The 20,260-nt window shown below is 41.9% G+C and carries 15 protein-coding genes; 11 read left to right on the plus strand and 4 right to left on the minus strand.

The annotated features are described in order from the left end of the window. Nucleotides 1-194: 194 nt before the first annotated feature. Both C5745_RS12045 and C5745_RS12050 read left to right on the plus strand, forming a co-directional pair. Complete coding sequence (locus tag C5745_RS12045; protein WP_105717257.1) at nucleotides 195-1,181, plus strand: isoaspartyl peptidase/L-asparaginase family protein; 987 nt, start codon at nucleotides 195-197, stop codon at nucleotides 1,179-1,181. A 2-nt stretch (nucleotides 1,182-1,183) separates the two neighbouring features. Then, nucleotides 1,184-1,855, plus strand: a complete 672-nt coding sequence (locus C5745_RS12050; protein WP_105717258.1) for a copper homeostasis protein CutC — start codon at nucleotides 1,184-1,186, stop codon at nucleotides 1,853-1,855. Nucleotides 1,856-1,880: 25 nt separating this feature from the next. Here C5745_RS12050 and C5745_RS12055 read toward each other — a convergent pair whose 3' ends face one another. The 3 genes from C5745_RS12055 to leuS form a co-directional block, all read right to left on the minus strand. Further along, nucleotides 1,881-2,609, minus strand: a complete 729-nt coding sequence (locus C5745_RS12055; RefSeq protein ID WP_105717259.1) for a DUF3307 domain-containing protein — start codon at nucleotides 2,607-2,609, stop codon at nucleotides 1,881-1,883. Further along, nucleotides 2,606-3,196 carry a hypothetical protein gene (locus C5745_RS12060; protein WP_105717260.1) on the minus strand — a complete coding sequence of 197 codons (591 nt, stop codon included), beginning with the start codon at nucleotides 3,194-3,196 and terminating at the stop codon, nucleotides 2,606-2,608. Before C5745_RS12060 ends, C5745_RS12055 begins: the two co-directional genes overlap by 4 nt. Nucleotides 3,197-3,316: 120 nt before the next feature. Then, the gene (gene leuS / locus C5745_RS12065) at nucleotides 3,317-6,100 is read right to left on the minus strand and encodes a leucine--tRNA ligase (RefSeq protein ID WP_105717261.1); all 2,784 of its coding nucleotides are present in this window, start codon (nucleotides 6,098-6,100) and stop codon (nucleotides 3,317-3,319) included. A 200-nt stretch (nucleotides 6,101-6,300) separates the two neighbouring features. Here leuS and C5745_RS12070 point away from each other — a divergent pair, with 200 nt between their 5' ends. The 5 genes from C5745_RS12070 to C5745_RS12090 all read left to right on the plus strand — a co-directional run bounded on the left by C5745_RS12070 (nucleotide 6,301) and on the right by C5745_RS12090 (nucleotide 10,011). Continuing rightward, nucleotides 6,301-7,179, plus strand: a complete 879-nt coding sequence (locus C5745_RS12070) for a cell division protein FtsX (protein WP_105717262.1) — start codon at nucleotides 6,301-6,303, stop codon at nucleotides 7,177-7,179. Nucleotides 7,180-7,248: 69 nt separating this feature from the next. Then, nucleotides 7,249-7,485, plus strand: a complete 237-nt coding sequence (locus tag C5745_RS12075; protein WP_105717263.1) for a DUF3098 domain-containing protein — start codon at nucleotides 7,249-7,251, stop codon at nucleotides 7,483-7,485. 6 nt (nucleotides 7,486-7,491) lie between these two features. Further along, a complete protein-coding gene (locus C5745_RS12080) occupies nucleotides 7,492-8,286 on the plus strand; it encodes an undecaprenyl-diphosphate phosphatase (RefSeq protein WP_105717264.1) in 795 nt (264 codons plus the stop codon). Next, the gene (gene truB / locus C5745_RS12085) at nucleotides 8,287-9,012 is read left to right on the plus strand and encodes a tRNA pseudouridine(55) synthase TruB (protein WP_105717265.1); all 726 of its coding nucleotides are present in this window, start codon (nucleotides 8,287-8,289) and stop codon (nucleotides 9,010-9,012) included. It begins immediately after the preceding gene. A 21-nt stretch (nucleotides 9,013-9,033) separates the two neighbouring features. Then, the gene (locus C5745_RS12090) at nucleotides 9,034-10,011 is read left to right on the plus strand and encodes a bifunctional riboflavin kinase/FAD synthetase (RefSeq protein WP_105717266.1); all 978 of its coding nucleotides are present in this window, start codon (nucleotides 9,034-9,036) and stop codon (nucleotides 10,009-10,011) included. A gap of 1 nt (nucleotide 10,012) precedes the next feature. On the opposite strand, the gene ispE is transcribed toward C5745_RS12090, so the two are convergent. After that, nucleotides 10,013-10,828: a 4-(cytidine 5'-diphospho)-2-C-methyl-D-erythritol kinase gene (ispE, locus tag C5745_RS12095; protein WP_105717267.1), complete on the minus strand. Its 816-nt coding sequence runs from the start codon at nucleotides 10,826-10,828 to the stop codon at nucleotides 10,013-10,015. A 327-nt stretch (nucleotides 10,829-11,155) separates the two neighbouring features. On the opposite strand from ispE, the gene C5745_RS12100 reads away from it, so the two are divergent. The 4 genes from C5745_RS12100 to C5745_RS12115 all read left to right on the plus strand — a co-directional run bounded on the left by C5745_RS12100 (nucleotide 11,156) and on the right by C5745_RS12115 (nucleotide 20,242). Next, on the plus strand, nucleotides 11,156-14,008 hold the full coding sequence (locus C5745_RS12100) for a triple tyrosine motif-containing protein (protein ID WP_105717268.1): 2,853 nt from the start codon (nucleotides 11,156-11,158) through the stop codon (nucleotides 14,006-14,008). Nucleotides 14,009-14,283: 275 nt separating this feature from the next. After that, nucleotides 14,284-17,409, plus strand: a complete 3,126-nt coding sequence (locus tag C5745_RS12105; protein WP_105717269.1) for a SusC/RagA family TonB-linked outer membrane protein — start codon at nucleotides 14,284-14,286, stop codon at nucleotides 17,407-17,409. 18 nt (nucleotides 17,410-17,427) lie between these two features. Then, the gene (locus tag C5745_RS12110; RefSeq protein ID WP_105717330.1) at nucleotides 17,428-18,855 is read left to right on the plus strand and encodes a RagB/SusD family nutrient uptake outer membrane protein; all 1,428 of its coding nucleotides are present in this window, start codon (nucleotides 17,428-17,430) and stop codon (nucleotides 18,853-18,855) included. A gap of 28 nt (nucleotides 18,856-18,883) precedes the next feature. Beyond that, nucleotides 18,884-20,242 (plus strand): glucoamylase family protein, encoded by a 1,359-nt coding sequence (locus tag C5745_RS12115; RefSeq protein WP_105717270.1) that lies wholly within the window; start codon nucleotides 18,884-18,886, stop codon nucleotides 20,240-20,242. The last annotated feature ends 18 nt before the right edge of the window (nucleotides 20,243-20,260 follow it).

A 20,260-nucleotide genomic window follows, 5' to 3' on the forward strand; every position in this document is an offset into this window, starting at 1 on the left:
TTTTAGGGTCGCTGATTCGGATAAATTATTAATCCTATTTGATAGATATGATGTCGTACTCATGATAGTACAAACGTAAATAAAATGCTTTGCATTCACGAATACCTAAATAGAAAATTTCATGAGTAATTCATTTTTATATACCGATTCGATTTATTGCATATAAAAATGAATTTATTTAGGTTTGTCTACATATGGATTCGCGTAGAAAGTTTTTAAAGAAGATAGGAGCCGGTTCACTCCTACTAGGCTTGCCTCCTATTTATGCCCAACAGATAAAAGTGCCTTCGAGAGAGGTAAACAAACCTATTGTTCTGTCTACCTGGGACTTTGGGTTGAAAGCGAACGCTGAAGCCTGGAAAGTTCTTTCTACAGCGGGGCGGGCTCTAGATGCCGTAGAACAAGGGGTACGTTACACGGAAGCCGATCCTACCGAGCGTAGCGTAGGCTATGGCGGACGTCCGGACAGAGACGGTAAGGTGACGTTGGATGCCTGTATTATGGATGAAAATGCGAATATTGGCTCAGTAGCTGCGCTCGAACAGATTAAACATCCCATATCTGTCGCTCGGGCGGTGATGGAGAGAACCCCGCACGTTATGTTAGTGGGTGATGGTGCGCTACAGTTTGCCCAGGAACAGGGATTCCCGCTTGAAAACCTGTTGACAGAAGCGTCAGAAAAGGAATGGCGCGAATGGCTCAAAACAGCGAAGTATGAACCGGTTGTCAATATAGAAAATCACGATACCATTGGTATGATTGCGTTAGACGAACAGGGCAATCTTTCAGGAGCTTGCACAACTAGTGGCATGGCTTTTAAAATGCATGGACGGGTTGGCGACTCTCCTATTATTGGAGCCGGATTATATGTCGACAACGAAGTGGGCGCTGCTACAGCCACCGGGCATGGCGAAGAGGTTATCCGTACAGTTGGATCGCATTTGGTCGTCGAGTTAATGCGTCAAGGGCATACACCTCAACAAGCTTGTGAAGAAGCAGTAAAACGAATCATCAAGTTTACAGAAAGTCGAAAAAAAACCTTAGCTAACATACAAGTTGGATTTATTGCACTGAATAAACAAGGGGAATATGGAGCGTATTGTATACATGGTGGTTTTAACTACGCGAAATGTGATAAGGCGGGAAACCAGCTTATTTCCTCTCCACATTATCTTATATAGAAATGCCAAAAATAGAAATTGCCTGTTTTAATTTAGAAGCAACCGGGATAGCCCAACAACACGGAGCTGACCGCGTAGAATTTTGTGCAGATATGTCACTAGGCGGAACAACCCCCAATTTGCGAGAAACAGAAATTGCTCGTCGCGCATTACACATCAACCTCCATGTGATGATACGACCTCGAGGCGGAAATTTTGTGTACACGGCACATGAATTTGCACAAATGAGAAAAGCCATAACCTTATATAACAACCTAGGTGTAGATGGTTTTGTGTTTGGGGTACTTGATGCCATGGGGAACATAGATAAACAGCGGAACAGTGCTTTAGTTGAATTAGCCGGAGAAAAACCCTGTACTTTTCACAGGGCGTTTGATGAAGTTACAGATAGCGTGCAGGCACTAGAAGATATTATTGCTTGCGGCTTTAATACCGTACTTACCTCGGGCTGCGCGTCGAATGTAGATTTGGGACAAGAGGAATTGAAGCGGCTGGTACAACAGGCTCGTGGTCGCATTGTCGTTATGCCCGGTGGAGGTTTGCGTTCCACCAATATCGGTCGCGTCTGGCAAGAGACGGGTGCCGAGTATTTTCATTCATCAGCTATTACTGATGGCTCAGAAACAGCGGTCGCTACAGAAGTACAGGCGTTAGTGAAAGCAGTTAAATTGTAGGTTCTACGCCTAGGAAATGTGGAAGCTACACAAGATATTGCAAGCCTATACGTAAGCCATAACCGATTGCGATCCCGGCAACAAAACTAGCTAAGGTACCTACGAGGATGTATTCGGTAAATTTTGTGTCCTTAGCATTTGTTAAATCACCGAAACGAAAGATGGATTTTGCTCCCAAAAGAAAGCCTATGCCCGATAGAAAGCCTACCTGTATAAAAAAGACGATTAGCAATCGTTCCATAATACCAATTAGCATTCCCGCATCTACAAGCGATTTTGTCGGTTTAGAGGCTACATCAACTTCAGAGGTCCACTTGCTGAAGAAAACGCGTAACATAATTGGACTAACAAACGCAGTAAGGACAAAAGCCAAAACGTATAATAGGTTTTTTGGAGAAAACAAAGTTCCCCAATCGATAGATAAACCATATTGATACAGTATAACGGCAACCAGTGAGAGGATATGCAACGTTTGATCAGCTATAAATAATAAAAACGCCCGTTTGGGAAACCTTTTCTCGAAATAAATCTTGCCACTATCAATCAATAGATGCGCACAGCTTATAAATAATATAACTTGCCATTGGTCAGGTAGTTCTGGTATGAAGAGCAATACCAGCAGCATTGTGTGCGTTGCAACATGTATCAGCAGATAACCGATGTGCTCTCTGCGTTTCTGCACCCAACTCTTAGGCTGTAGTACAAAATCACCTATAAAATGAGCCAACAATAGCTTTAAAAATAAAATGCTCATAACGCTAACATTTCTTTCGTACAGTGATCTAAGGCCCGTTGTATTTTAGTATAACTCGCTTTCTGCAATTCAGTGCTGACTTGACTTTGATATTTTTTGTCCAATATTTTAGCCAGTTCAGCTTGGTTGGCATCCTCATTTAGGAACGCTGCTTTCACTGTCTCTGCGATATTGGATGTCCAACGCGTCGTTAGTTCCGCTACTAACGGTAATATGACATTGCATACTGCGTCAAGCTTAGGATAAGCAGATTTAAAAGAAATGGTTTCTTTTTTCAGCTCCTCGAAAGCTTCTCCAGAATAAATAAGTGCAGAGCCAAAAGAGTTTTTGATATGCGGAGCATCATATTCTGTCGTTCCAATGCCAATTCCCATACGCACATCTAAATCAAGGGCCAACATCGCAGCCTTTATATATAACGCAGCCTTTAGCACATTTTGGATAGTTAGTTCCGCTTGAAAGCTATCTCCTCGGAAAATATCAAATTTATTAGCGTATAGACCTATAGCTTCTTCCAATGCTGGCATCCATATTTTCGGATCTGCAGAACGTGATTTAACTATATCACCCGATATTACTGCTATCATATAACGTCTTTTACCCAAAGATAAGTATCCGATACGATATCAGCAAAATTAGTGATAAATAAAATTATCATCAAAATCAATGATAATTTAAAATATCACCAAAAAGAGTGATATAGACAATTATACGACAATATTGATAATTTTGCCCTTTACAAAAATGAGCCTTTTTACTGCTTTTCCGTCCAAATACCGCTGTATATCTGCATTCGCCAGCACCGTTTCTTCAACAGCTTTAGGATCCAAATCTAAAGCCAATGGCAGGTTCATCTTCATTTTCCCATTAATAGAAACTGGATAAGCAAATTCCGATTCGATTAAATAATCAGGATTAAAAGTAGGATATGATGCATAGGAAATCATACCTGCTTCATTCCCCAACAATGCCCACAACTCTTCCGTGATATGCGGGGCATACGGGTGAAGCACAACGATGAGGTCCTGTAATATTTTTCGCTTGTTGCATTTCAAATCAGTCAACTCATTCACACAGATCATAGAAGCCGAAACAGACGTGTTAAACGAGAAGCGCTCAATATCTTCTTCTACCTTCTTGATGATTTTATGCAGTGCTTTATATTCCGCTTTGGTGGGTTCTTCTTCCGAGACTACAAAATTTCCTTGCGCATCGTGGAATAAACGCCATACCTTACGTAAAAATTTATATACACCCTCAATACCATTTGTATTCCAAGGCTTTGACTGCTCCAACGGACCTAAGAACATTTCATAAAGACGGAGCGTATCAGCACCGTAGGTCTCTATAATGTCGTCGGGATTAACAACGTTGAACTTAGATTTTGACATCTTCTCGACCTCCGTGCCGCAAACATATTTACCATTTTCCAAGACAAATTCAGCCGCTGCAAAATCCGGACGAAATGCCTTGAATTTCTCTGTATCAAGCACGTCGTTGTAAACGATATTAACATCAACGTGCAATGGAATGGTATTGTACTTATCTTTCAGACCGAGCGAAACAAAAACATTTGTTCCTTTACCTTCTTCATCAAGCACGCGATATACAAAGTTAGAACGTCCTTGAATCATCCCTTGGTTAATCAGTTTTTTAAACGGCTCTTCTTCCTGGTGAAACCCGAGATCTTTCAGTACCTTATTCCAAAACCTGGCGTAGAGCAAATGACCCGTAGCATGCTCGGATCCACCGATATATAAATCTACAGCCTTCCAATAATCTACAGCCTCCCTAGACGCAAATGATTCCTTATTAGTGGAATCCATATAACGGAACCAATACCAGGAAGAACCTGCCCAGCCCGGCATTGTACTCAACTCGTAGTCGTATTTTCCTTGATACTTCCATCCTTCGGCTCTGCCCAACGGAGGTTCGCCTGTTTCGGTAGGCAAGTATTTATCCACTTCTGGTAATAACAAGGGTAACTCCTTCTCCTCAATTAAATGAGGAAGACCATCTTTAAAGTAAACAGGTACAGGCTCACCCCAATAACGCTGGCGACCAAAGATAGCATCGCGCATCCGGTAGTTTATCTTTGCCCTACCTAATCCGAGCTCTTCCAAACGCTTGATCAAAGCTGGTACGGCTTCGTTGTAGGTCATACCGTTGATAAAATCAGAATGGATGTAGCGTCCTTCTTTTGTTGGATCAGCTTCTTCCTCGATATTCTGTGCATCGGAAATCGGAATAATCGGTAGATCAAAATGCCTCGCAAAAATATAATCCCGTTGATCTCCAGATGGCACAGCCATTACAGCTCCTGTCCCATACCCTGCCAAAACATAGTCCGCAATCCAAATCGGCACATTTTCTCCGGTCAATGGATGTGACGCATATGAACCTGTAAAAGCACCCGATACTGTTTTGGCATCCGCCATACGGTCTAATTCCGACTTTTTAGCAGTCTTCTCTTTATAGAATTCGATTTCAGAACGTTGTGGATCTGTAGTTAAAGCATCAACTAACTCATGTTCGGGTGCTAAAACGATAAAAGAGACGCCAAATATGGTGTCCACCCGCGTGGTGAATACATCGATATCTGTATCCAACTGGGGCAACGGGAATTTCACCGATGCTCCTACGGATTTACCTATCCAATTACGCTGCATCTCCACTAACGGTTCCGGCCAATCAACCGTATCCAATCCGCGTAGCAAACGATCGGCATACGCTGTTATACGCATCGACCACTGCATCATTTTTTTCTGTTCTACAGGGTATCCTCCTCGTTCTGATACACCATTGATGACTTCATCATTAGCTAATACAGTGCCTAGAGCGGCACACCAGTTCACCGTGCTCTCCCGCAAATAAGCCAATCTATATTTTAGCAATTCGCGTTGTTGTTTCGCCTCGGAAAAACCATTCCATTCGGCAGCAGAAAAGATCAATACATCCTCATCACTAACAGCATCAATACCTTCAGAACCTGAGGTTTGAAATAGCTCTATTAAACGATCAATGGACTCCGCTTTATCTGTTTCATTGTTATACCACGCATTGAACAACTGCATGAAAATCCACTGCGTCCATTTGTAATAATCGGGCTCCGATGTGCGTACCTCCCTAGACCAATCGTAGGAAAAACCAATGTTATCCAATTGCTCTCTATACCGCTTGATATTCGCTTCTGTCGTAACAGACGGATGTTGTCCTGTTTGGATAGCGTACTGTTCAGCAGGCAATCCAAACGAATCATAACCCATCGGATGCAACACATTAAAACCCTTTAATCTTTTATATCTGGAATAAATATCAGAAGCGATATAACCAAGCGGATGTCCTACGTGCAGCCCCGCACCGGAAGGGTACGGAAACATATCCAACACATAATATTTGGGCTTATCTGTCGTGTTAGCAGGCTTAAATGTACCATTTTCAGCCCAAAACTGTTGCCACTTTTTTTCTAGCGATTGATGATTGTATTCCATAATAATATGTTGCTAATCTGAAAGAGATGCGAAAATAGCTATTTTACGTCAATTTAGATATAAAAGTTTCAGAATAGACAATAAATTGTGCGTATCAGGTGTTAAATGTCTAGACGTTTAAGCAAATTATTCCAACGAATTGTTTCTTAAATGCACATTATTATTTACTTTCGCATCATATATTAGATTAAGAAGAGTGTATGTCGACTTACGAAGAAGGTTCACCTAGGAAGAAAACCAAGTCTGTTTATGTGTCAACGGTCATTAGTATCGCCTTAGTGCTACTCATGACAGGATTATTGGGTTTGATTCTGGTGCATGCTAAAAACCTATCAAAATACGTCAAAGAAAATATTGTCCTCAATATCATTGTAAACGATAATGTAAATGAGGGGGATGTCTTGGCGATGCAAAAGGATCTTGAAAAAGACCCCTACGTACTGCGCACCGAGTATATTAGCAAGGAGTTGGCTGCAAAAAACCTGAAAGAAGATCTGGGCGAGGATTTCGTGGAATATTTGGGACACAATCCGCTATTGCCCTCTATTGACGTATACTTGAAGGAACAATATGCTAACACAGACAGCATACAAACGTTTATTCAGAAATCCGCCAAAAACAGTCGGGTGAAAGAAGTGATCTATCAAGAATCGCTTATTGATATGGTCAATAAAAACATCCGTATTATCGGTATCGTGGTATTAGGGTTCACCATTGTTCTATTGATCATTGCAGTAGCACTTATCAATAACACCATTCGTTTAGCCATCTATTCACAAAGGTTCCTTATCAAGAGTATGCAACTTATCGGTGCGACAAAGAACTTCATACGTAAACCTTATCTCCTGTATGGTATATTTCACGGTTTACTAGGCGCTATGATAGCTATCCTATTATTGATATTTACCTTGCAATTCGCCCAAAAACAAATTCCTGATTTAGTATTTCTACGCAATTGGTACGAGTTTGGTGCGATTTTCCTTATCGTGGTCGCTTTGGGAATTGTGATTTCCGGTTTTAGTACTTACTTCGCCGTCACAAAATATCTAAGAGCTAAATCACATAGTCTGTACAGGTAGTCATGCATTATGTTATGAGTGATAAGAGCGTTAAACTGTAAATGTATATTAAATCACGAACAAAGAAATATGTCAGAAAAAAAACAACACCATACTTCACAGCCAAAATCCGGCTTTGTTTTTGAAAAAATAAACTATCAACTGTTTGCTGCTAGTGTCCTCGTGGTTGTGCTAGGTTTCATCCTCATGACAGGGACCGAAGATATTTACAGCTTTACCAAGATAACGTTAGCCCCCTTGGTGATTGTCCTTGGATTCGCCTTGGGCTTTGTTGCTATTTTATACAAACCAAAAAACAAAAAATAATTAAGAATGACCTATTTTCAGGCGATTGTCTTGGCAATCATTGAAGGATTAACGGAATTTTTACCTGTTTCCTCGACGGGTCATATAATTATCGGAACGGCATTAATGGGGATGGAACCCTCTCCTTTTGTTAAGCTATTTACCATCGTTATACAGCTCGGCACCATTCTTTCTGTTTTAGTTTTATATTACCGGCGGTTCTTCAGATCGCTAGATTTCTATTATAAGCTGGCCGTAGCCGCTATTCCTGCTTCGGTCCTCGGTCTAGCGCTCAACGATTTTATTGACGCTCTTCTAGAAAGTCCACTAATGGTTGCAGTGATGCTGGTTGTGGGCGGCATTATCTTATTATTTGTGGACAAATGGTTCAACAGGCCACAAATTGATAATTCAGACAATATCTCCTATAAACAGGCATTTATTATCGGCTGGTATCAATGCTTGGCGCTGATTCCAGGAACATCACGCTCGGCAAGCACCATTGTTGGCGGAATGACCCAGGCACTTACACGTAAAGCCGCTGCCGAGTTTTCTTTCTTTCTGGCCATCCCGATGATGTTAGGAGCCTCAGTTGTCAAACTCTATAAATTTATTAACGAAGGACATGTTTTTACCGGTGAAGAAATAAACCTGCTCATTGTTGGTAACGTGGTCGGTTTTATTGTTGCTATTATCGCTATTAAAAGCTTTATCAGCGTATTAACCAAATACGGTTTTAAAGCTTTTGGATGGTATCGTATCATCGTCGGGCTTACGATTATTGGATTACTACTGAGTGGACACAGTCTGGAAATTATATAAATGACAAACGCAGAAGAAACCGTATCTTCCCCATTCGATTTTGCAGGAGGCGAGGTTCTATTGGTTGACAAGCCTTTGGAATGGACAAGCTTTGACGTGGTTGGAAAGCTCCGCAATAGCATGAAACCTCAAAAAATTAAAGTAGGACACGCAGGTACGCTCGATCCCCTGGCAACAGGATTATTGATTATCTGTACAGGTAAATTCACGAAAAGAATAGACTCCTTCCAAGCGGAAGACAAAGAGTATACCGGTGTCATTACGTTAGGCGCAACGACACCTTCCTACGATTTGGAGACAGCTGTTGACCAAACATTTGACTATACACATCTCAACGATGCAGATATACACAAAACAACCCTACAATTCCTGGGCGCACTTGAGCAGTATCCTCCTGCTCACTCCGCAATCAAAATAAAAGGCGAACGCGTGTACGAAAAAGCTCGCCGGGGCGAAGAAGTTGAGTTGAAAGCACGGCACATCACTATTAACAGTTTTGAGATAGAGAAAATTGAAATGCCAGACGTGCATTTTAGGATCAGTTGCTCCAAAGGCACCTATATCCGCTCCATCGCACACGATTTTGGCAAGGCTTTAGGAATAGGCGCACATCTCAGTCAGCTCAGAAGAACCAAAAGCGGCAATTTTCATGTAGATGACGCTTGGAATTTGCAGGATTTAATTGAAAAAATTAAATTACACAGGACAACGATTCAACAGCAATAGACAAACAACTAATCATAGATCGTGAAGATATATAAAAGTTTAGATGAGTTCGAACCACTTTCGAATGCAGTTGTAACCATCGGTACATTTGACGGCGTGCATATTGGCCATCAAAAAATCTTATCCAAACTAAGGGAATGTGCAGCAGAAAGAAATGGCGAAACTATCTTGCTGACCTTTTTTCCGCACCCTCGTCTAATTATCAATCCGAATGACGATAATTTGCGTCTTATTAATGATATAGAAGAGAAAACGCATCGTCTAGCCTTATCCGGAATTGACCACCTAATCATTACGCCCTTTACGCGAGACTTTTCTAATCAATCACCAGAAGAATACATCAGCAACGTTTTAGTTGGTCGGCTAGGTACAAAACAGATCGTGATTGGATACGATCATCATTTCGGCAAAGACAGACAGGGTTCTATCAAAGACCTGAAAGAGTTGGCCGACATATATGATTATGCTGTTGAGCAGATTCCAGAACAAGATATTGAAGATGTTGCCGTGTCGTCTACCAAAATACGTGAATCCTTAATCAAAGGAGACATTGAAGCCGCCAATAAATATTTAGGCTACACATTTGAATTAACGGGCACGGTCGTTCGTGGCGACCAAATCGGTCGAGAAATCGGTTTCCCGACAGCCAACCTCAATGTACACGAGGCCCATAAACTGATCCCTGCTTATGGGATCTATGCCGTGGAGGTAGAAATTTATGCTAACATGTCTACCGTTCATACTGGCGAGTACGTAGCTCCGCAGCCTGATCGTATAGCCAAAGGAATGGCGTATATTGGTACCCGCCCAACGGTGGATGGCATGAACCGAAAAATTGAAATTAATTTATTGGATTTTAAAGATGATATATATGGTACCACACTGCGCGTGAAGTTCCTCAAATTTATTCGTCATGACCAGTGGTTTGATTCCCTGGAAGCGATGCAAAGCCAAATTAGGGAAGACGAAAGAAAAATTCGAGCATACTTTGGAACGTGATTTAAATCTCCGCTGGATAATACACCTGACCTAGATCATGTAACATCGTTAAATCGACGGGTTTCGGAAACACACCATACACAGCCGATCCGGAACCAGACATGGAAGCGTACATAGCTCCTTGCTCATAAAGCGCTAATTTGATTTCTCTTATCAAGGGATATTTGTCAAAGACGCCCTCTTCAAAGTCATTCTTAACATAGAACTTCCAGTCTTGAACAGGAAGATGCAGCACTTCCCTCAAGTCCTCTTTGGCAGGACTGGGTGTAACCTGTTGATAAGCAGCTGCAGTGGCAATATTTACGGGAGGCTTGACAAGTACCAAAAACTTATCCGACAGATCTATCGGAATAGGAAATAAATCTGTTCCGATTCCTTCGGCATAAGATGGTCTATTTTGAATAAAAAAGGGACAATCAGCCCCTAGTTTTGCGGCTTCATTTTCTAACTGTAGTGTCGAAAGCCCAATTTTAAACTTTTCATTGAGCATTTTTAATACGAATGCGCCATCTGAGGAACCTCCACCAAGTCCAGCTCCGTAAGGAATCTGTTTATGTAAATGGATATGTACGGGAGGTATACTAAACCTTTCTGAAAGTAAATGATATGCTCTTAAACACAGATTATTATCTTCTACTGGTAAATGTAAACCGGTAATTTCCAATGTGGTGTTTAAATCAGCGCCGACAGCGGTGATTTCTATAATATCATATAACGGAAACGGATAAAAGACGGATTCCACTAAATGATAACCATCAGCACGCTTGCCGACGATGTTTAATCCAATATTGATTTTAGCGTTAGCAAATGAAATCATAATGCAATGATACTTATTCTTCTTCTTTTTCCCCGTGAAAAAGAAGCAAAAACCTCGCCGCTTCGAATGTTTTACATTTGGGGATAGTGCTAAGAACGGGTTTGTACAGTTGTAAAACATTCGGATGCGGCATTTTAATATTAAGGGGAGGTCCTTGCAATTGTATGATCCTATTCTTAACCTTCTTCATTAAAAGCCACCGCCACGGCTTGGGCGACACAAAATCGTACTAAAAAAACCTTTGTTTAATCTTGGCAGCAGGGTCCAAGGCAACTCTTGTTAGAAAGCGCTTGAGTTTGTAACTTGCGGTCATTGCAAAGGTATTGTATGATGATTCGCACCATAAGTTTGTTATTTTGTTTACTTCTAGGCGTTTGCTGTTATGGACAATATATTTCGTCTATTGGAAGTCCGTATGTTCAGAATTATACCAAATCGCAATATAAGGCTGGAAATCAGAATTGGAGTGTTGATCAGGGAGCCGATGGCGTCATATATACCGCTAATGGCGACGGAATCATCGCATTCGATGGGGCTTATTGGGAAACGTACCCCCTGAAAAACAAAATGGGCGCGCGAAGTGTAAAAGTAGCGAAAGATGGCAGGATATACACTGGAGGCAAACAGGAATTTGGATATTTTGAGAAAGAGAAGGGCAAGCTGCGGTATTATTCGCTGACCCATTTAGTAGAGCCAGACATTATACAGAACGACGAAATATGGAAAATTCTCTTCGTCGGTGATTCCGTCATCTTTCAATCATTCTCCAAATTTTATCTTTTGCACGAGAATAAAATAACAACGCACTATGGAAACGGGGAACCCTTTCTTTTTGCACATCAGGCAGGAGACCGCATTTGGGTAGAAAAGATTCCGGGCGGACTACATGCTTGGGAAGGCAGCGGTTTTACACCCTTAAAAACGCGTTTGAATAATGTGCTGGTGTTTCTCCCTTTCGATATAAACCATATACTTGTCGGAATAGCAAAAGAAGGGCTTTTTCTGTTAACCGAAGATGGAGAAGTTTCGCCTTGGCATCCCGAGTCCCAACTAAATCAACTTCTCAAAGAAGCGCAGATAAATAATGGCGTCAAGATAGATGACAATACATTTGCATTCGGTACGATAAAAAGTGGTATTTTCATTGCCGATAAATCGGGGAAAATACTTCAGCATATCCACAAACGCAATGGCCTTCAAAACAATACCGTACTCAGCATGGTATTGGATAAACAGGGAAATTTATGGGCAGGATTGGACAACGGCGTAGATCGAATTGAGATCAACTCCCCCTTTTATTATTACAACGATATCTTCGGAGCGTTGGGCACCGTATATGCTATCAAGGTGTTTCAAGACCGAATATACCTTGGAACCAATCAAGGCTTATTTTATAGCCCTTGGACGGCAGACAGCCATCTGCAACAACTCCAGTTTCGATTTATCCCCGATTCACAAGGGCAGGTTTGGTCGCTTGAGATACTCAATAACCAGCTCATTTGTGGCCATAATGACGGTACGTTTTTAGTCAAGGGTAATCGAATAGAGCGTATATCACGTTGGACCGGTGGTTGGCAGAACATCCAGCTTAGACCTAACGCACCTTTTTTCATCCAAGGAAATTATACTGGAATCGCTTTATTTGAAGACCGGCAGGGTTGGCAGTTACATCACAGATTTGAAGAACCGAAACAGGCGGTCTTCAAACTTTACCCTTGGGATAATATGACATTTTGGGCGGTACTAAACAATAGTATTAGGCTCTTAGAGCTGTCTACAGCGCAACCAACCATACGAACTTTAAAGACTTTTTCTTTTACGGCAGATTTCCCGAACGTCCGACGGATCACGCCGGCGGATATTAGGGGCAATACAATTTTCGCTACCGATAAGGGCATTTTTACTTATGATAAGGTACTAGATAAATTCGCTGCGTACGACGACTTAAACCATTCGCTCGGCTCTTTTGCAAATCCAACCAAGATAAAGCAACGGGACGACACAACGTATATCTTTATCAATAACGGCCGGTTTGCTTTGGTCGAATGGAAAGATAATGTTATCCGAATTGATTCTTCCACTTTTAATGGGCTGGAAAACATGGTCATGAAAGATTACGAAAATGTTGAATTTGCAGCAGACCGTTTTCTTTTCGCATTGGACAATGGATTTGTCGCCTATAATCCGTATTTTAGACATAACGTTGCTATTGAAAGACCAATCATTAAAGGATTACAGGACATTTCCATGATGAGCAGTGATTCAGTTAGCTACCTAGAAATCGAGAAATCGATTCCGTACAAAAACAATAATATCCGTGTAATATTCTCTTCTCCATGGTATTCTAGTATCGCCTTGAAATATCAGTATCAATTGGAAGGGTATCAAAATAAGTGGTCAAACTCCTCCGAAATACCGTATATCGACTTTACAAATCTTTCTTGGGGAACCTACACGTTTAAGGTAAGGGCAATAGCCGCTGACGGACGGATGTCCAGTGTCAGCCAGGTCACATTCGCCATCAAAGCGCCATTTTATCTGCAATGGCCAGCATTTCTACTATACATCATTAGTCTGGGTATAGTCTTCATCATTGTGCGACGTCGTATTATTGATAAGATAAAACAGGATAAGCTTCAGTTAAGGCAGAAACTTCGCCGGCGCCAAGAAGAACTATTACGTCGCGAAGCCGAACAGAATGAGAAGAAACTCATGCAGTTAAAAAATGAGCAATTGGAACTAAAATTGAGTCAAAAAAGCAGGGAGCTCGCAAACGTCGCTGCTAATATTGTCTACAAAAATGAATTATTGCACAATCTGCAAGACGAGCTTTTCAAACTGAAAGACAAGAACGGTAATAAACTCTCGGTTGACCAGTTACAAAAGGTAAACAAACTTATGGATAACGCGCGCAGTGATGAGCGCGACTGGGATATATTTGAAAAAAGTTTTAATGAATCGCACGAGAACTTCTTTAAAAAATTAAAAGCAGATTACCCTTCCTTATCCCCCAATGATCTAAAACTATGCGCGTATCTTCGGCTCAACATGTCTAGCAAAGACATTGCGTCCTTGCTCAATATAACTACCCGGGGCGTGGAGGTCAGGCGGTACCGTTTGCGTAAGAAGTTTGAGCTTCCAACGCATAAAAATTTAACGGAGTTCCTACTCGAACACTAAAAAACTACGTCATTATTACTACAAATAAATAGTGTACAACATACACCCACGCCGAATTCATGTGCAGGCACCATCACGATTTAACAACCTTTATTACAGCCAAATAGATAAAGATAGAATGCAACTTGTAGCAGATATACAACAATGAAGTAGTAATGTGAAACCGCTTTATTTTGCCATAGAACTAATACACCACATCTTTGTTAAGATTATAAACACTGTGTTACGATAACCTGTTATTGTGTCATAATTACAAACGTTAACAAACTAGTTTTATGAGGAAGTTATGTATACTTTTTTTGTTTTTAGCCTCCACCCTATCCTACGGATATGCGCAGGTTAAAACGGTAACCGGAACGGTAAAAGACAGCCAGTCTTTAATTGGTCTTCCGGGAGTCACCATTTCTAAACCAGATGGAACAGGGACCCAGACAGATGCCGCTGGACGATTCTCTGTCGAAGTCGGACCAGCAGATTCTCTAACTTTTCGCTTTATTGGTTACACACCACAGTCGGTTATGGTCGGTGACCAAGAAACATTGGATGTTTTCCTGATTAGCGAAGATCAAGCTCTAGAAGAGGTTGTGGTTATTGGTTATGGAACCCAAAAGAAAGCCGACTTGACGGGATCCATTAGCTCCCTTGGGGCAGATGAAATCATCAAGCAACCCGCTATGTCCGCCATGCAATCCGTGCAGGGTAAGGCTGCGGGACTGAATATTGTCGCATCAGAAGCACCGGGTTCTGCTCCAAATGTTATTATCCGTGGCTTAGGTACCGCCCTAGGAGGAAGAAATCCATTATATATCGTTGACGGTATGCCTGTTGCAGACATCAACAACATTAACCCAGCGGACATTGAATCGATGGATGTATTAAAAGATGCTTCTTCGGCATCTATATACGGTCTTCGCGCTGCCAATGGTGTTATTATTATCACTACAAAAAGAGGGAAGGCAGGATTCTTTCAAATTAGCTACGATAGTTATTCCGGAATCAAAAACGTTCTCAACCGCGTCAAAATGGCTAACGGCAATCAATTTGCGACATACGTAAATGAACACCTCTCAGCGTTGGGACAGGATTACTCCATCGCAGAAAATGGACAACACTATGAAACAGATTGGTACGATGAAATATTGAAAGCAGGTACTGTCTTCAATAATGCGGTTAATTTATCCGGCGGGTCTGAGAACATAGACTACTACTTAAGCTTCAATAACTTTACCGAAAATGGTATCATCGACGGCAATAAATTCGTCCGTAATACAATAAGAAACAATAACACTTATAAATTCCTAGACGAGCGCTTAAAGTTTCACCAGACATTGAATTTAACATTCACTGATAATGACATCAAACCCAATGGGGCATTTAATTCAGCCTATCGCCAAACCCCCATTACACCAGTATGGTATGAAAATGGCCGTGCCGGTCGTCCGATATTAAACGGTGCAACTGGGCTTATGGATTATACAGGATCCGAGAGCCACGTATTAAACTCTATCGGCAACCCAGTTTACGATATAATGATGCATAATGAAATGCAAAAATCCACAACTATACAAGGCGGTTTCGAAGGCGAGTTTCAAATCACTGATTATTTGAAGATAAATTCAAGAGTTGGAGCCACTAAATATTATTTCAGAGGACGTAATTTTACAGATACTAGAACCAACTGGCTAAATGGACATCCCACACGTACGGAAGCCGAGTTTGAACAATTTCGCTCCGACAATCCGGAATCTGCATCTTACGCCTATAACCGACTTGGTGTACAACAGGAAGAAACATTCAGATGGGTATGGGAAAACTTCCTTACTTTTCAGAAAAGCTTTGGCGCTCATAATCTAGAAGCTATTCTAGGGATGTCCAGAGAAAGGTTTGGTGCCGGAAACAGGATGGAAGGTGTTGGGTATGATTTACCTGAAAAAGAACAATACTGGAGCATTAACCTTGCTAATAGCGCGCCTAACTCTCCTTACCCTCGTACAATTAACCATAGAAGATTTACACCCCGCGCACTCGCATCCTATTTCGGGCGTGTACAATATAACTATGACAGCCGCTATTACTTTACCGCAACCATTCGAAGGGACGGTACAAGCGCATTTAGAGAGTCTGGCAACTATTGGGGGACTTTCCCTTCCTTTGGGGCTGCCTGGACCCTTAGTAATGAACCGTTTATGGCAGATGCAACCTGGGTGGACTTCCTGAAAATCAGGACCAACTGGGGGATGTTAGGAAATCAGGATATTCCGCTTAATGTGTCCCAAATCATCACATCGCCGGGTACCGATGGCGGCGCTGCGGAAAATACTTCCAATTATGTGTTTGGTCCCAGCCAGGAATTAGTTTACGGCGCGGCTTTTGGTACACCAGTCTTACCTGTAGGTTGGGAAATAACACACGAAACAGGAGTAGGTCTTGATTTTGGATTTCTAAACAATAATTTGACGGGCTCAATTGACTACTATCACAAACTGAATACCAATGTTATTTTGAATGTGGTACCTACTCTTTCATCTCCTTTTCAACAAAACTTTTATGCGCACGGCGGTAAAGTATTGAATCAAGGTATTGAAATGGTCGTAAACTGGAATAAGGCTATCAATGAAAACTTCTCCTACAACATCGGCGCTAATTATGCGTATAACGAGAATGAGGTTACGGAAGTCGAACCGGCATACGATAGGGCGATTGGCGGAAGTTTAGCAAATGGTCAGATTACCAAACAACTTCGTGTAGGACAACCGATTTATGGCTGGTGGATGTGGGAAGCTGATGGCGTGTGGCAGAACGAGCAAGAAATCGCTGAAAACGCTAAATATGGTGATCCTATTCCGGGTCATTTACGTTATAAAGATCAAGATGGGGACGGCGCGATCGACAACAGGGACAAGGTTTTCTTTGGTTCTTATCTTCCAACTTCAACTTATGGTATCAACCTTGGTGTCAACTATAAAGCTATTGATTTTTCGATCTATGGTTATGGGGTAGCCGGCAATATGATTTACAATGCATTAAAAGGCACCCGAATTGATGGCGGCGAAAATATTGCGGAACAAACGTTTAAGGAACGTTGGACTGGAAACGGTTCCACCAATATACATCCAGGTGCGGCACGCGATTCCTATGCTTCCAGCTACTATTTAGAGTCCGGAAGTTACTTCAGAATTAACAACATCACTTTAGGGTATACTTTTGAGAGGTTATACTCCAATAGTTCTAATCTTAGAGTCTATTTATCAGCACAGAATCCGTTTATGTTTACAAAATACTCGGGATTCTCTCCCGAAATTGCAACAGATGACGGAGCTCCTAGTGCTACCACAGGAATCGAGCTATCCGCCTATCCCACTACCCGAAACTTTCTTTTTGGTCTCAGTCTTCAATTTTAACATAAAATGTGGATTATCATGAAAATCAATAAATTAAATATTACATTACTACTTGCTGCTGGTTTGCTGATGCAGGGGTGCACAAAGGAATTTTTAGACGTTCCATCTAACGAAATAGTAGAAGCGGAAGACGGTTATGAAATATTTGAACCTGAGGGTTTTATTACCGGCGTATACGGTATGTTTACCAGTTTTAATTACGGTTTTGCCTATCTCGGGATAACGGAAATCATATCGGACAATGCCGACAAAGGCTCCGCTCCCACCGATAGTGGAACAGACAAAGATGTGCTGGATAATTTGACCTTTAATGTCACGACCCCATCTTTTCGTTCCCTTTGGGAGCATTGGTATAAATCTATTGGTCGTGCATCTATAGCCATAGAGTATACCGAAGACTACGAAATGACCAATGAAGAACTAAAAAACAGGTTGATTGCTGAGGCGAGATTTCTACGCGCATTAAACTATTTTTTCCTTGTAAGAGGTTGGGGAGAAATCCCTATTCAAGAAATTGACCTCATTGAACGGAAACCTGTTTCCGAAGTGTATGCATATATAGAAGCCGATTTACAATTTGCTATCAATCATCTCCCATTGAAGTCAGAATATCCAGCAAGAGATCTTGGTCGTGCGACCAAAGGAGCTGCTCAAGGATTATTGGCCAAAGTATACCTGTATCAGGAAAAATGGCAAGATGCTGTATCGATGGCAGAAGCCGTGCTTAATTCGGGCGAATATGCTTTGGAGCCGGATTATGCCACCATCTGGCGGGCATCGACCGAAAACGGACCAGAGTCACTTTTTGAATTTCAAGCCCGGGGACAGCAAATAGCTCACGGGGTTCACCAATATTCTCAGACCCAGGGTGCACGCGGAGGACAGAATGGTTGGGGATGGGGCTTTAATACACCGTCTCAGAATCTTTTAAATGCCTTCAATGAAGAAGGTGATGAGATTCGACGAGATGCAACTATTATCTTCCGTGGGGAAACGCTGTACGACGGCAGGGTTGTCGGACAAGACGTGGAAAACGCCATGTATAACGAAAAAGCATATTCTTCCGCAAATGCTGGAGCAGATGACACCGATAAAAATATTCGATACCTCAGGCTTGGCGAAATATATCTTATTTTGGCAGAAGCCGCAAACGAAATGGGAGATGTAGGCAAAGCTCGCGAAAATCTCAATATCATTCGCGATCGGGTAAATTTAGAAGAAGTTACCTCTACCGATCAGCCAGAGCTTCGGGAACTGATATGGAAAGAAAGACGCTTAGAGCTTGCATTTGAACACGACCGCTGGTTTGATCTGGTTCGTACAAAACGAGCATCACAAGCGATGGAAGCCAATGGAAAACGCTTCCAAGAGCGTCATTATCTCTTTCCTGTACCAGATGAGCAGCTCATCCAAACACCGGAAATGACTCAAAATCCAGGTTGGTAAGTTTAAATTCATCTCGTAACATTTGACAATGAAATACATTTATTTAATAACTACACTCTGTACAACGTTCATCAATTGTACCTCGCCAACCACAACAGAAAACGACACCAGCGCAGAGACCGAGATTCCAGACAAAACCCTATCCGACGATTCCTTAATAAACCTCGTCCAAGAACAAACGTTCCAATATTTCTGGGATGGTGCTGAGCCTAACTCCGGTTTAGCCAGAGAGCGTATCCACATCGACGGTGAATATCCTAAAAACGATCAAAACGTAGTCACTATTGGCGGAAGTGGTTTCGGGCTCATGGCGATTTTAGTGGGAATCCATAATGAATTCGTCACCCAAGAAGAAGGATTGGCACGTATAGAAAAAGCATTGAATTTTTTAGATACGATCGAACGCTTCCAAGGTGCCTGGTCACATTGGTATTTCGGTGATACTGGTGAACCGAAAGCATTTAGTGAAAATGACGACGGAGGCGATATTGTCGAAACAGCATTTATGGCGCAGGCGCTTGTATGTATCCGCGAATTTTATAAAAACGGCAGCGATGAGGAGAAGAAAATGGCGGCTAAAGCCGATGAATTATGGAAGGGCATCAACTGGGATTTTTACCGAAACGGGAAAGACGTGCTTTTCTGGCACTGGAGTCCTAAGCACGGTTGGGGCATGAATCACGCTATTCAAGGATTCGATGAATGCATGATTGCCTACATTTTGGGCGCGTCGTCTCCCACACATGCCATTCCAGCAGACGCGTATCACAAAGGTTGGACCCGCGAGGGTAAGATTAAATCATCGGTAACGAAATACGATATTCCCACTATACTAAAACACAACTCCAAAGAAGGTGAAGTCGGACCACTATTCTGGTCGCATTATTCGTTTTTAGGTCTAAACCCCAATGGATTGTCTGACCAATATGCTAGTTATCAGGATGTAGTGACCAATCATACGAAAATCCATATCGCCTATGCAGCGGACAATCCGAAACAATTTAAAGGTTACGGGGCCGACAAAGGTTGGGGCTGGACAGCAAGTTATTCGACCAATGGCTATAATGCTCACCATCCGGATAATGATCCGACCGGAGTCATCTCCCCTACGGCAGCGATCTCTTCCATACCCTATACGCCAAAGGAAAGCATCAGCTTCATGCGCTACTTAAAAGATAGCATTGGCGATAAGGTATGGGGCAAATACGGATTTTATGACGCCTATAGCGAAACAGAAGATTGGTATCCGCAACGTTATCTTGCCATTGATCAAGGTCCCATCGTCGTGATGATTCAGAACTATAAGGATGCTTTCATCTGGAATCTCTTCATGGGTGCACCGGATGTAAAAGAAGGTTTACAAAAGCTAGGGTTTTCAACACCCTAACGACAGCACAAATTAATT

The organism is Sphingobacterium haloxyli, from assembly GCF_002980525.1.
GTDB classification, from domain to species: Bacteria; Bacteroidota; Bacteroidia; order Sphingobacteriales; family Sphingobacteriaceae; genus Sphingobacterium; species Sphingobacterium haloxyli.

Bases quoted from the DNA above. Each gene is read 5' to 3' on its own strand.
- C5745_RS12045 (WP_105717257.1), top strand. From the start codon at position 195: ATGGATTCGCGTAGAAAGTTTTTAAAGAAGATAGGAGCCGGTTCACTC.
- C5745_RS12050 (WP_105717258.1), top strand. From the start codon at position 1,184: ATGCCAAAAATAGAAATTGCCTGTTTTAATTTAGAAGCAACCGGGATA.
- C5745_RS12055 (WP_105717259.1), bottom strand. From the start codon at position 2,609: ATGAGCATTTTATTTTTAAAGCTATTGTTGGCTCATTTTATAGGTGAT.
- C5745_RS12060 (WP_105717260.1), bottom strand. From the start codon at position 3,196: ATGATAGCAGTAATATCGGGTGATATAGTTAAATCACGTTCTGCAGAT.
- leuS (WP_105717261.1), bottom strand. From the start codon at position 6,100: ATGGAATACAATCATCAATCGCTAGAAAAAAAGTGGCAACAGTTTTGG.
- C5745_RS12070 (WP_105717262.1), top strand. From the start codon at position 6,301: ATGTCGACTTACGAAGAAGGTTCACCTAGGAAGAAAACCAAGTCTGTT.
- C5745_RS12075 (WP_105717263.1), top strand. From the start codon at position 7,249: ATGTCAGAAAAAAAACAACACCATACTTCACAGCCAAAATCCGGCTTT.
- C5745_RS12080 (WP_105717264.1), top strand. From the start codon at position 7,492: ATGACCTATTTTCAGGCGATTGTCTTGGCAATCATTGAAGGATTAACG.
- truB (WP_105717265.1), top strand. From the start codon at position 8,287: ATGACAAACGCAGAAGAAACCGTATCTTCCCCATTCGATTTTGCAGGA.
- ispE (WP_105717267.1), bottom strand. From the start codon at position 10,828: ATGATTTCATTTGCTAACGCTAAAATCAATATTGGATTAAACATCGTC.
- C5745_RS12100 (WP_105717268.1), top strand. From the start codon at position 11,156: ATGATGATTCGCACCATAAGTTTGTTATTTTGTTTACTTCTAGGCGTT.
- C5745_RS12105 (WP_105717269.1), top strand. From the start codon at position 14,284: ATGAGGAAGTTATGTATACTTTTTTTGTTTTTAGCCTCCACCCTATCC.
- C5745_RS12110 (WP_105717330.1), top strand. From the start codon at position 17,428: ATGAAAATCAATAAATTAAATATTACATTACTACTTGCTGCTGGTTTG.
- C5745_RS12115 (WP_105717270.1), top strand. From the start codon at position 18,884: ATGAAATACATTTATTTAATAACTACACTCTGTACAACGTTCATCAAT.